The organism is Reichenbachiella faecimaris (genome assembly GCF_900176375.1).
GTDB classification, from domain to species: Bacteria; Bacteroidota; Bacteroidia; order Cytophagales; family Cyclobacteriaceae; genus Reichenbachiella; species Reichenbachiella faecimaris.
On sequence record NZ_FWYF01000003.1, the window covers coordinates 66,414 to 78,869 of the forward strand.

The window sequence follows — 12,456 nt, forward strand, 5'->3', positions numbered from 1 at the left end:
AAGAGAACAAGATGAAAAATTTTAAAATATATACATTAATACTTGTCTCTGCATGTATCGCATTTTCATGTGATGAGGAGGATAAGTTGATTACAGATATCCTTACAGAAAATCCATTGCCAGTGCCAACGGGTGACCCAGGAGAACTTGATTTGAGTACTTATGTCGCTATCGGGAATTCACTAACGGCAGGATTTCAAGACAATGCATTATATACTGACGGGCAAATCAATGCTTTTCCAGCTTATCTGACCACGCAGTTTAGCGCTCAAGGAGTTGGTGGAGGAGACTATGTCTATCCAGATATCAATTCTGAAAATGGATATTCTGGAACGGATGGCACTAATCTTTTTGGTAAGTACATACTTAATATTACGGAGCTGGGAATTGAAATTAGTGCTGGTGAAAATAATATTGGCTTAAGAGCCACTGAAGATGAAATAGAAGCGCTGACCAATTTTGGTGTTCCTGGAGCGACTATTTCAGATTTGGATGATGCTTCTTTTGCAAATCCATACTTTTTGAGATTCTCATCTAATCCACTAAATGTTTCAATATTGGATGATGTGGTTGCTAGAAACCCAACATTCATCTCTTTATGGATTGGATCTAATGATTATTTAGGATATGCTTTAGGTGGAGCAGCTAGTGGAGCGCCTACTGATGTTGCAACATTTCAAACTATGTTTACGAATCACATGACTAAACTAGCAGGTACTGGAGCAAAAGGAGTGGTATTAAATCTACCGCCTGTAACATTAATTCCATATTTCAGAGCCGTCCCATATAATGCAGTGCCATTGACCGATCAATCAGACGTAGATGATCTAAATGCTGCAACTGCATTTGGCGGATACAACGCTGCACTGGATGGTATAGCAGCCATGGATCCAAATTTTTCTCAAGAGGATGCAGACGAAAGAAAAGTAACTTATAGTCTTGGAGCTAACCCAGTCTTGATAAAGGATACTGATTTAGTAGACCTAACTACAACATTAGCCGGCATCAATCCTGCATTGGCACTATATGGCCAAACGAGACAAGCAAATGAAAATGATTTGATTTTGCTACCAGCGTCTACCTTAATAGGAACTGATGCAGAAGGGTTGCCAGATGTACCAATAGGAGTAGCTAATCCTCTTGGAGATGAGTATGTATTAACTTTTAGCGAACAAGTTGAAGTGATTACAGCTAGAGCTACTTTCAACGGGGTGATTAGTGCAGTATTAGCCAATTCAGCATTTTCGAATTTCAAACTTGTTGATATTCAACCATTTTTTGCAGATGCATTTGGCTTGTCTGCAGCTCAGGCTACAGCTTTGGCACTTACATCTGATGCTATAGCTGCAGCAGATGGTGTGCTTGGAATTGAATATCAAGGGTTTGATTATTCGCCAGATTTTACGCCCAACGGTTTATGGTCAAACGATGGAGTACACCCAAATCCGAGAGGTCATGCGATTGTTGCCAATGAAATTATCGAAACAATGAATGAGACTTGGAGTGCAGATATCCCGACGGTTACTGTCAATCAAAAGAGAGCCTCACCTTTTACTCAGTAAAAATATAATTACAAATGATTTAAAAACCCTGACGGGATCGTCAGGGTTTTTTTGTGTTTTTTTGAAAAAAGAATGATTGGCTTCTGGGTCATTTCACTTGTAGAGGTGGTGGCAAAAGTGATAACTCTTGGTAAAACATTTGGATATACCAGTATGACATAAAATGTTATGCACGCATACTATATTTTAGAAAATCTTCTGTATTTTAGAGGAATGGAAACTAACCCAAAACGCTTTCCTTCTGAAGTGGTTTCAATACACCTACTCCACAAGAGTTACTCCTTGGACAACGCTGATGTCTCTGCGAGATATTCTCAGAGTCCCTTACACGTGAGTCTGAGAGGAAGAAAACAGTCAAGGTTTGTACCCTCACAAGCCTTCAGCGAAAATCGAGAGGCAAATTTTGAACATAAAAAAAGGGTTTCTGAATCAGAAACCCTTTCGTTACTTGGTGGTGATGAGTGGGCTCGAACCACCGACTCACGGATTTTCAGTCCGATGCTCTACCAACTGAGCTACATCACCGCGTTAACGAGGCACAAAAGTAAAAATAATTGTTAATGCCACAAACATTTTAAGAGATATTTGAAATAAAAAAATAGGGAGAATATGACATGGATTTTACAAGTAGTTTTTGTGGCTGTTGTAGCCGTTCCGATCTACTTTTTGATAAGAAGAATTAAGCAGATCAGAAGTAATATTTTACTGGGCAAGGAGTTGGATCGAAGCGATCGACCAGGTGATAGATGGAAGGCCATGATGCTAATTGCTTTTGGCCAAAAGAAAATGTTCAAAAAGCCAATTCCAGCCTTTTTGCATTTGCTGATCTATGTAGGTTTTTTGGTCATCAATTTGGAAGTACTTGAATTTATGATTGATGGTTTGCTTGGTACGCATAGGATTTTTGCGCCATACTTAGGATCATTTTATAACGTGGCCATGAACTTCTTTGAGTTTCTGGCGCTAGGTGTATTAATCTCATGTATCGCTTTTCTCGTCAGAAGAAATATTATCCGGGTGCCAAGATTCACCAAGCCAGAAATGAAAGGCTGGCCAGCCATGGATGGCAATCTTATTTTGATCATAGAGTGTGTACTTATGTTTGCCATCTTAAAGATGAATGCGGCAGATCAAATTTTGCAGAGCAGAGGTGTTGCGGGTTATGTGAATACGGGTGATTTGATGATTTCAAGCTTGTTCATCCCGTTATTTCAAAATTTCTCTGATAGCTTTTTGGTCATCATAGAACGTGGTGCCTGGTGGTTTCATATTGTTGGCATTTTTGCCTTTGCTGTTTATATAACTTACTCTAAGCATCTTCATATTTTTCTCGCTTTCCCAAATACCTACTATTCGAATCTAGAACCCAAAGGTAAAATCCATAATATGAATGCTGTGACTGCGGAAGTGAAATCCATGTTGGGCATGCCTGTGGAGGGAGCTGGAGCCCCCCCTGCAGAGGTAGGAACATTTGGAGCTAAAGACGCAACTGATTTGAGCTGGAAGAGTTTGATGGAAGCCTATTCGTGTACTGAGTGTGGACGCTGCACAGCTGAGTGTCCAGCAAATCAGACAGGAAAATTGCTTTCACCAAGAAAGGTAATGATGGATACACGTGATCGGATAGAAGACATTGGCGCAGGAAAGGGAGAAGGCCAAAGATTATTGGGTGATTTTATTACTAAGGAAGAAATCAATGCCTGTACGAGTTGCAACGCTTGCACAGAGGCGTGCCCTATCAACATTGATCCATTATCAATCATATTAGAAATGAAACGTTACGTGGCCATGGAAGAGTCTGGTTCTCCTGCCTCCTGGAATTCCATGTTTTCCAATATTGAAACCAATTTTGCCCCTTGGAAATTCTCTCCAACTGATAGATTCAACTGGGCACAAGATTTAAACGACAAAAACTAAGCAGATGAGCGAAACTATAAAAGCACCAACTGTAGCTGAATTGCAAGCTAAAGGCGAGACACCAGAAATTTTGTTTTGGGTAGGATGTGCCGGATCATTTGATGATAGATATAAAAGAGTGACTGTGGCCTTCACTAAAATATTGAATAAGCTCAATGTGAATTTTGCAGTGTTGGGACCAGAAGAAAGTTGTACTGGAGATCCAGCCAGGAGAGCAGGTAATGAGTTTTTGTTTCAGATGCAAGCTATGGCCAATATTCAGCTATTGGATATGTATCAAGTAAAGAAAATAGTAACAGCCTGTCCGCATTGTTTTAATACTTTGAAAAATGAATACCCAGATTTAGGCGGCAACTATGAAGTAATTCATCACACTACTTTTCTACAGGAGTTGCTGGACGAGGGTAAATTGAAAGTCAGCGGAGGTTCATTCAAAGGCCAAAAAATTACTTATCACGATTCTTGCTACCTAGGCCGTGCCAATGATATCTACGAGGCGCCTCGCAATGTGCTGAAATCATTAGATGCGGATCTGGTAGAAATGAAGCGTTGTAAAACCAAAGGGCTATGCTGTGGTGCTGGTGGTGGTCAGATGTTTAAAGATGCAGAGTCTGGTGACAAAGAAATCAACATAGAACGGACTGAGGAGGCCTTGGGAACGGGTGCCAAAGTGATTGCTTCTGGATGCCCATTCTGCATGACCATGCTATCTGATGGCGTAAAAAACAAGGAAAAGGAAGGTGAAGTTCAGGTGAAGGATATTGCGGAGTTGCTGGATGAAGCAATGGACTAATCCTTGCAGAGTTGATCTATTAGTGCCTGTGCTAAGGTAAGCCCTGCATCAAGAGCGTATTGCCAATCTTGACAGGCAGCTTCTGCATTTCCTAAATCGTATTGAACCGTGCCTCTATTGAGGTATGCTTCTCCATAGGTCGGGCTGATTACAATCGCTTGATTGAAATCTTTAAGTGCCATCTGGCTATCACCAATAGTGAAGTATGCAAAACCTCTTTGATAAAATGCATCCGCATTCTTGTTGTCTAATGAGATGGAAACGTTCAAATCAACGATTGCATTTTCATTCTCTCCTAGTTCTGATAGACAAGAGCCTCTAAGGAAAAAGAATTCTGGATTGTTGTTATTTGTCTTTTCAAGATCATTGAACATGTCAAGCGCTTCCTCCAAATAGCCCTCTGAGAGAAGTCCGTGAGCTTGATCCAAGGATGGTGCTTGTGCCATAACTTGCCCCTGAGTCACAATAGCCAATAAAAGTATTGATACACGCTTCATAAGTTTTTGTTTTTACGCTCTAGCTTCTCCAAATCTGTATTATTTTTTTAAATTTTCAATACTCTGGATCAGAGATAAAATTCTAATAAACTGGAAATTTTTATTTTCCTGTTCAGCCAATCGTAATTTCTATGAAATAATATGGATTACCAATTAACTTGCTTTTGATTGGCAGTAATAAAGACGAGATGAGTAGAATAAAGTTAATGAAGTGTTTTTTTGGTTTGTTCATTCTGTTTCCAGGATTGGTGAATGGACAAAATCTAGATAAAATTTTAGAAGCGCACTTTGAAGCTCAGGGGCAGGAAAATCTGATGGCCATGCGATCTATCTTTATGAAGGTGCGTGAAATGGACGGATTCACTGAAGGAAAAGTGTACCAAATCACAAAAAAGGCGCCTAGTAAAATACGAATAGAAGGAATATATAACGAACAGACGTTTGTAAATGCGTTTGACGGAAAGACGGCCTGGACGATTGCACCCTGGACAGGAGTGCAAGTGGCTCAACTCATGACAGAGAGGGAGCGTGATTTGTTTTTGATGAATGCAGGTATTGGATCACCTCTATATGACCATGGACTAGGGCATGTATTGGAAATAATAGGCTCTGAACGAGCGGATGATGCCAATCATTATGTAATTCGTTCTACCATGCCATCTGGTTTTTTTGTGGACTATTTAGTAGATAAGAAAGATCATCTCATTCATTTGGCGAGAATATATGAGGAAGATGAACCTGAGAAGGTTGAACGGGAAGTGATTTTTAAGAACTACAAAAATCTGGGGGGTGTCTCCATACCTTTTGCATTTGAAAACAGAACAGGACGGTCAATTTACGACATAGTCGTTGATGATATAGTCTTTGGGCAGGGCGCCCCAAATAGTATTTTTGAAAAACCTGAATAACATGTACGCCACAATGTTTAGTGAACGATTGCAGCGTACATGATATCTCAGCTTATTGATCTGTAATTACAGCAGATTGGATAGACCATGCGAAATCCACCTGAACCTTGTCAACAAAGTATGGATCATCCATACTAATGTATTCGTCAGCACTATATACTACACTCGAGCTGCTAGTAGCCAATGAATGACAACTCATACAATTGGTTTGTACCCCATAGTCATAATTAGGGTTTAATTGGTTCTTGCGTTTGGCAAAAGTGCCTTTGCCGAATCCGGCTTCTAAGAATGGGTTGAAACCAAAAATAGGTTCCACACCTTCATTTGTTCCTCCTACAATAGGTTGGTTTGGCCAGACCATGGCATAGCCAGTGGATATCCCATAATGAGCAGCTGCTGTAGAAAGTTCAGCAGGTCGAAGTGTAGCAGCTGTATTGGAGCTAGGAGCTAAAGGGGTATCTGGATTAGGCGCCCAATAGAAGGTTTGCCAGGTCCAGTTGCTGATTTCTTTGCTGGTTACGTGCATGGCAACCAACAGGGCAACATCACCAGCCTTAGCAGTATCTCCTTGAACAGCACTTTGTTGTTCATTGAGATATTTAGCCATTTCAGCATCTACTTCGAAATTGATAAAGTCACTCAAATTACACGTAGATGAGGGGGTTGGGTCATCACCTCCTTTTACTGGAGTTAATTTTTTTCCTTCTTCCTGACCGTTATTTACGTCCACAAATATGTAGCTGTCCCAGACTTCCGGGCCAAAAGGCTTAGGTGTATCTGGAGGACCAGGCCAGGCGGGAATTCGGATAAAATCATCCTTTACGCTACCTACATAATAGGTAGGTTTTAAGGTAATGGCGTCATTGGGAAACGCAGGGATTTTACCTATAGCTCCTGGTTTCTTATAGGAGTCCAAAACTGATTTTTTAAAAATTTTATTCTGAATAGCATAGTTGGCTGCACTGGGATTGTAGGACACAGTTACCCAAAAATTGGAACCAAAATCAAGACCCGCAGTGGTATCAACACCTGCTTGCTTGGTTAATGTGGCAGAATGCTCAAATTGCTTAGGTTTTTGAAGCATCGTGCGTTGGGTTTTTCTTGCTTGCAGCATGTTTTGTTTAACGATGGACTGCATTTCACCCAATCCGAGCCATGTTTCAAAAACCAATAATGGGCTTCCGTTAAAACTTTGATCAGTAGATGCCGTAAGTCCAGCCCAGATCCCCCAGGCATGTTTGTAGATTGATAAAGTATCTCGATCAGCCAACCACTGATAGATCAAAGTAGAATCTTCTGGAAAATTGAAACCAGGATCTCCTTTAGTAGGCAAGGAGACGGGTGTAATTTGATTGATGTTTTCCAGTAGTTGGGTTTCGGTATTGATAGGTGCTGGTTTGTTACAACTGAGCAGTATCAAATGTAGGATGAGGGCCGACAATAAGCCCACTGGCCATAGTTGGCCAAGTTTAGATAGTTTCATGAAAAATAAGTTAGGTTTACAATAGGAATTTAAGTTAGATTAATTTGTGATTATTCCAAAATAATTTCCTTGTATAAGAACAAATTAATTCAATTTATCTTCCTGCGGATACCAGATGGGTATGGATGGTTAATATTTGGGGGATTAGAAGTTCAGTTCCGTCATTATTGATAATCAAGTCTGACAGTTCACCTCTTTTTTTCTCATCAGCTTGCTTGTTAATAATCCCTTTAATTTCATCTAGTGAACGCTGAGGATCTCTTTTTTGTACCCTTTGGATACGGATGTCTACTGGTGCGAAAACATTGATCAGCAAGTCTAATTTTTTGTAAGACCCGGATTCAATCATCAGAGCGGCTTCTTTGAGTACATAAGGCGCGTCTTGTGATTTTAGCCATGACTGAAAATCCTTTCCCACTGCGGGATGAACAAGCGCATTCATCTTGGTTGTTTTTTTAATGTCACTAAAAATCGTTTGAGCCAGATAGGGACGATTGAGTTCGCCATTTTTGTAAGATTCCTCTCCAAATGTTTTAACAATATCCAACTTTAAGTCAGGATCATGTTGCATCAAATGCTTTGCTCTTTCATCTGCCTGATAGACTGGAATACCTAGAATTTTAAAAACCTCACAAGCCGTTGATTTGCCTGATCCGATGCCACCTGTGATGCCTACAGTTTTCATTGAGGTTCTGCGAAAGTCAACTTGATTCTGTCGGAAGCCAGTACGATATCCAGGGCTTTTTCGTGGGCATACATGAGAATAGGAACCACAGTAGAGTCACTCATATTTCTCATAGAGTAATCCGCCGTGACACTAAAATCTGAGGCACTTACCTCGTCTTCGTCATCTTCTTTGATCGTGTAGTAGAGTACGATATTGCTATCTGTTAGATAAGCTGAGGAATCCTGAGGAAAGTCCAATAGTTCAATCGGAAGGCTGATTTCCCTTGCCAGATATTTGGCCACCTGAAACTTAACTGTTGCTTCTGCAGGTTGCACCCTCACGTGTTCACCTACGAAGTATCGCAATTCTTCATCGAAATTTCCGTCTATGCTCATGTTGCTAAAGTCCAGCTGAACATATTCTGGCATTTGCATCATGGTCGATTTTGGTCCTGACACCCAAGCACTATCAACGCTACAAGAAATAGGGCTCACCATTCTGTATGATTGTGATAAGGGTATAGAGATGCTGTCAATGTATACGGGCAGTTTTTTGGTAATTTTTTCTTCTATATTAAAGAAAAGCGTATCCGTGACTACATAAATCAATCTGAGTCCATCTAGCTGATCGGAAATCATAGGAATAAGACTTGAGCGAGTCAAAAATTTGATTTCGGTCGGGTTGTCCAGCGGAATATTGATAGGGGTGGCATTGATGCGCAAGGTTTTTCGGATCAGATTCCATCCACCACTAGTCACGTCAATTTTTATTTGTTTGGCCAGGGGATTGATGACAACCACACTGTCTTCAGCAAAGGTGTAAGACAATGGATAGTCTACCCGTGTGTCATACGATTTGTTCATGGCATTAAAAAACCAAAAGGTAGTTGCCCCTAAAATTGAGAGCACAACTACCTTCCAGTTATCTTTTAATCCAGGTAATAAAAACCTAAATATTCCCATTCAGTTTATTGTTCATAAAAACAATTAGCTCGCTAATTTTTTAGAATTTTCCATAGAGATGGAAGATTTTTCTATCTTCATTTTAGCGCCTTTGTCTATTTCTAAAGTTACGGTAGAGTCTTCTACTGACAAAACTTTACCATGGATTCCTCCAATGGTTACGACTTGATCTCCCTTAGCTACACCTTCAGAAAAAGTCTTTTGATCTTTCTGCTTTTTTTGCTGTGGTCTGATGAAGAAGAAATAGAAGATGACTACCATGACACCAATCATGATCAGATTTGAATAACCTGCGCCACCTGCAGCTGCTTGTAATAATATGAAGTTTAACATGCTTCGTTAATTGTTAAAAATGAATTGAGGACTTAAGACGGTGTGTCAGCATCTTTAGGTGCTGGAGTCACGTTAGCCTTGATTTTGATTCTTTGTTGTTTTGGGTAAGTGTTTGAAGTAATGGTCACCGTTTTGTTCTGGATACCAGGCTTTTTTCTACTGTTGAATTTCACTTTAATTTCGCCCTTTTCACCTACACCAATTGGCTCTTTTGGCCACTCAGGAACAGTACATCCACAAGATCCAGTGGCACTTGAAATGATCAATGGCGCGTCACCTGTGTTGGTAAAAGCAAACACATGCTCTACTACGTCTCCTTCATTGATGGTGCCGAAATCATGAGATTCTTCATTGAATGCAAACTCAGGAAGCGGACCTTCTGGCTTTACCTCTGGTTTATTATCAGCAGGTTTGACATTGTCAGATGCCGCAGATCTTTTAGTGGCTGTGCCAGAACCTTCTAACTCGGCTACACGGCCTTCTAATCTTGCAATTCTGCTTTCAACATCTGCACTTGAGCATCCTGTAGCTATCATGGCTAAAACCGCTAAGTATGCTGGAATCATTTTGATATTTTTCATAACTAGTATGTTTAATTGAAATTGTTCTTGAATTAAATAGGAGTAAAGTTAGTGAAGGAATGACAATCGAGCGATTGCGGAACCCTCCTTAACAACTATTTAACAATTGAATATTTGATTGGTTAGACTTCTTCTCCTTTGATTTTGGTGATGAGTCCATTGACGTCGTCAAGCAGGCGTTCGGCCTTTTCTTTGGCATCGTTCACGATTTTGTCCCCTTCTGATTTGGCTTCATTGTCGCTTAGCTCTTTGCCATCAATAAATTCTTTTACGATTTCATCCAACTTTTTGCTGTACTTATCCAGCTGGTATGAAAGTTTGTCTCTGGTATTTTCTCCTTTGTCTGGTGCATAGAGAATGCCCAAGATGGCACCTGCCGCTGCACCTGTTAAAAATGCTAAAAAGGAATTCGAATTTTTACTCATAATTATTTGTTGTCTAGCAGTCCGCGTCCACTTTTCTTGATTTGACCATCTTTCTGCAATTCTACCGAAAGTACATCCAAAAGGCCATTTACAAACTGTTTACTCTTAGGCGTACTATAAAGTTTCGATAACTCAATATATTCATTAATGGTCACTTTCACCGGAATGGATGTGAAATGAATCATCTCGCCAATGGCCATTTCTAAAATAATCCTATCCGTTAGCGCTACACGATCTATCTCCCAGTTTTTCGACTTTTCTTCGATCAAGCTTTCATACTGTTCTTCCTCATCGATTGCTAAATCGTAAAGCTCTTTCAAAAATAATAAATCCTCTTCCCAGTTCTTAGAAAGTTCCATCAATAATGGTTCACTTTCTTCACTTTCAATAGATTTTGCGGTTTTAAGGACCATGCTTTTCAGAATTGGCTTGTTTTCACTCCATCCTAAATCTAACGCCTCGAAATAATCGTTGATATTGTCGTTTTTGAATATGATGGATTTGTACAGGGTTTGCACGAATTCTTGATCATCCGCTAAGTTGGCTTTCGCCAAATTATCATACTCTACGAAAAACTCTTGCGGTTTTATGTATTCCTTGTACCATGCCCTAATAAGATCAGAATCCCAAGCCACATTTTTTCTGATGCGTTCTTCTTCCAAAGCTTCAAAACCCTTGAGTTTGTTGATGACAATATTTTTTGCAAAGTTATCGTGCGAATTGTTCTTCTTACGCTTTTCTGTCCCGATCAATCCTTGAATCTCTACCACGATGTACAAGAACTTGATATAATCGTCGTAGATAGAAGTGATTCCAGAGAGCAGCCGTTTTTTGAAATGATCTTTATTGGCTACTAGCCGATTGAGGTAGGTTTGCTGATGCGCCTTGATCAACTTTACTATTTCTGGCTTGGTTTCTTCGGGAATAGCATCAGCACCTTTGCGAATCAAGGCTCCAAAGGCTTTGCCTGTTTGTTCCCGATCCTTGGCCAATTCCTCTTTGTCTTGCACCTCCATTGAGTTAAGGTCAGGAAGAAAGTGATCCTCTGCCTCTTTTTTGCAAATGTTGAATTCGGCCTCTCGGGCGGTATGATAGGCAAAAATCGCTTGCATACCTTTAATACGTAAAGAACGTCTGTTTAGCATTAAATCAAAGTTTTGAGCGACACGAAGGCCACTCTGGTAATTTATAGTGGCAATTTGTTATTTCCAATCGCTGCAATTCTATTTTCAGCGATTTGGATGGCAGCTGCCTGTGGTGTTGCACCAGATTTGGCACATAACTCGAAAACCTCTAAAGTGGTATCGTAGATGCGCTCTGTTTGGTTCATCACTCTGTCTCTATTATAGTTGCCTTCATATTCGTAGTACACATTAGTGATTCCACCTCCATTGATCAAGAAGTCCGGGGCATATAATATACCCTTATTCACCAGTGCTTTACCATGAATATTTTCATCAAGCAATTGATTGTTGGCTCCACCTGCAACTATATCGCAGTTGAGCTTTTCAATACTGTTGTCATTTAAAGTGCCGCCCAATGCGCAAGGTGCATAGATGTCAAAATTGGCATCAAACACCTGGTCTGCAGATACTACTTCTACAGGGAATCGGTCAGTCACTTTTTTAATTTTATCTTCAAAAATATCTGAAATCATTACTTGAGCTTTTTCTTTCACTAAGTTTTCAATCAGATAGGTACCCACATTACCAGTGCCTTGTACCAATATTTTTTTTCCTTCTAGTTTTTCAGAGCCGTAGGCCTTTTTGGCTGCGGCTTTCATTCCCATATATACGCCGTAGGCGGTCACAGGAGAAGGGTCGCCAGAGCCACCCATGAAATCTGGCAAGCCAGTGACATAAGGAGTTTCCATTCGGACATATTCCATGTCTTTGGTACTCATATTAACATCTTCAGCTGTCCAGTACTTTCCGCCCAGACTGTTGACGAATTTTCCAAATCGCCTCATCAAGGCCTCGTTTTTCAGCTTGCGAGCATCACCAATCAAAACTGCTTTTCCACCACCAATATTTAAGCCAGCGATCGCATTCTTCAAAGTCATACCTCTTGATAGTCTAAGTACATCAGTCAGAGCTTCCCTATCTGAGGCATAATGCCACATTCTGGTACCACCCATGGCTGGCCCTAGAACCGTATTGTGGATGGCAATGATAGCTTTCAACCCAGTAGCTTTGTCGTGACAAAATACTACCTGCTCGTGATTCATCTCTTCTATTCCTGAGAACAATGACACTTCTTCTTTTTTAAGTGGTTCGTTCACCTCTATCATATTTTTGGGTTTATGATTGTTAATGTTGTTGGGTACTG

Annotated in this window: 13 protein-coding genes and 1 tRNA gene; 4 read left to right on the forward strand and 10 right to left on the reverse strand. The window is 40.3% G+C overall.

Going from position 1 to position 12,456, the window contains the following annotated elements:
- The first annotated feature begins 11 nt into the window (after positions 1-11).
- Positions 12-1,562, forward strand: coding sequence for an SGNH/GDSL hydrolase family protein (locus B9A58_RS12855; protein ID WP_084373284.1), 1,551 nt, complete (start codon positions 12-14; stop codon positions 1,560-1,562).
- Between the two features lie 449 nt (positions 1,563-2,011).
- Here B9A58_RS12855 and B9A58_RS12860 read toward each other — a convergent pair.
- Positions 2,012-2,087: transfer RNA gene (locus B9A58_RS12860), tRNA-Phe, on the reverse strand.
- A gap of 84 nt (positions 2,088-2,171) precedes the next feature.
- On the opposite strand from B9A58_RS12860, the gene B9A58_RS12865 reads away from it, so the two are divergent.
- The gene (locus tag B9A58_RS12865; protein ID WP_084373285.1) at positions 2,172-3,479 is read left to right on the forward strand and encodes a 4Fe-4S dicluster domain-containing protein; all 1,308 of its coding nucleotides are present in this window, start codon (positions 2,172-2,174) and stop codon (positions 3,477-3,479) included.
- Positions 3,480-3,483: 4 nt separating this feature from the next.
- Positions 3,484-4,272 carry a (Fe-S)-binding protein gene (locus B9A58_RS12870; protein ID WP_084373286.1) on the forward strand — a complete coding sequence of 263 codons (789 nt, stop codon included), beginning with the start codon at positions 3,484-3,486 and terminating at the stop codon, positions 4,270-4,272.
- Here B9A58_RS12870 and B9A58_RS12875 read toward each other — a convergent pair.
- Positions 4,269-4,769, reverse strand: coding sequence for a tetratricopeptide repeat protein (locus B9A58_RS12875; RefSeq protein ID WP_084373287.1), 501 nt, complete (start codon positions 4,767-4,769; stop codon positions 4,269-4,271). The two genes, B9A58_RS12870 and B9A58_RS12875, sit on opposite strands and share 4 nt — an antisense overlap.
- A gap of 206 nt (positions 4,770-4,975) precedes the next feature.
- Here B9A58_RS12875 and B9A58_RS12880 point away from each other — a divergent pair, with 206 nt between their 5' ends.
- Positions 4,976-5,677 (forward strand): hypothetical protein, encoded by a 702-nt coding sequence (locus B9A58_RS12880; RefSeq protein WP_084373288.1) that lies wholly within the window; start codon positions 4,976-4,978, stop codon positions 5,675-5,677.
- A gap of 52 nt (positions 5,678-5,729) precedes the next feature.
- Here B9A58_RS12880 and B9A58_RS12885 read toward each other — a convergent pair whose 3' ends face one another.
- The 8 genes from B9A58_RS12885 to B9A58_RS12920 form a co-directional block, all read right to left on the reverse strand.
- Positions 5,730-7,160, reverse strand: a complete 1,431-nt coding sequence (locus B9A58_RS12885) for a hypothetical protein (RefSeq protein ID WP_084373289.1) — start codon at positions 7,158-7,160, stop codon at positions 5,730-5,732.
- A 94-nt stretch (positions 7,161-7,254) separates the two neighbouring features.
- A complete protein-coding gene (gene coaE / locus B9A58_RS12890) occupies positions 7,255-7,845 on the reverse strand; it encodes a dephospho-CoA kinase (protein WP_084373290.1) in 591 nt (196 codons plus the stop codon).
- Complete coding sequence (locus B9A58_RS12895) at positions 7,842-8,789, reverse strand: YbbR-like domain-containing protein (protein ID WP_084373291.1); 948 nt, start codon at positions 8,787-8,789, stop codon at positions 7,842-7,844. Before B9A58_RS12895 ends, coaE begins: the two co-directional genes overlap by 4 nt.
- A 24-nt stretch (positions 8,790-8,813) precedes the next feature.
- Positions 8,814-9,122: a preprotein translocase subunit YajC gene (yajC, locus tag B9A58_RS12900; protein WP_084373292.1), complete on the reverse strand. Its 309-nt coding sequence runs from the start codon at positions 9,120-9,122 to the stop codon at positions 8,814-8,816.
- Between the two features lie 32 nt (positions 9,123-9,154).
- Complete coding sequence (locus tag B9A58_RS12905; protein ID WP_245827085.1) at positions 9,155-9,703, reverse strand: DUF1573 domain-containing protein; 549 nt, start codon at positions 9,701-9,703, stop codon at positions 9,155-9,157.
- A 122-nt stretch (positions 9,704-9,825) separates the two neighbouring features.
- Positions 9,826-10,128 carry a YtxH domain-containing protein gene (locus B9A58_RS12910; protein WP_084373293.1) on the reverse strand — a complete coding sequence of 101 codons (303 nt, stop codon included), beginning with the start codon at positions 10,126-10,128 and terminating at the stop codon, positions 9,826-9,828.
- A 2-nt stretch (positions 10,129-10,130) separates the two neighbouring features.
- The gene (gene nusB, locus B9A58_RS12915) at positions 10,131-11,273 is read right to left on the reverse strand and encodes a transcription antitermination factor NusB (protein WP_084373294.1); all 1,143 of its coding nucleotides are present in this window, start codon (positions 11,271-11,273) and stop codon (positions 10,131-10,133) included.
- Between the two features lie 41 nt (positions 11,274-11,314).
- Positions 11,315-12,418: a Glu/Leu/Phe/Val dehydrogenase dimerization domain-containing protein gene (locus tag B9A58_RS12920; RefSeq protein WP_084373295.1), complete on the reverse strand. Its 1,104-nt coding sequence runs from the start codon at positions 12,416-12,418 to the stop codon at positions 11,315-11,317.
- Between the last annotated feature and the right edge of the window lie 38 nt (positions 12,419-12,456).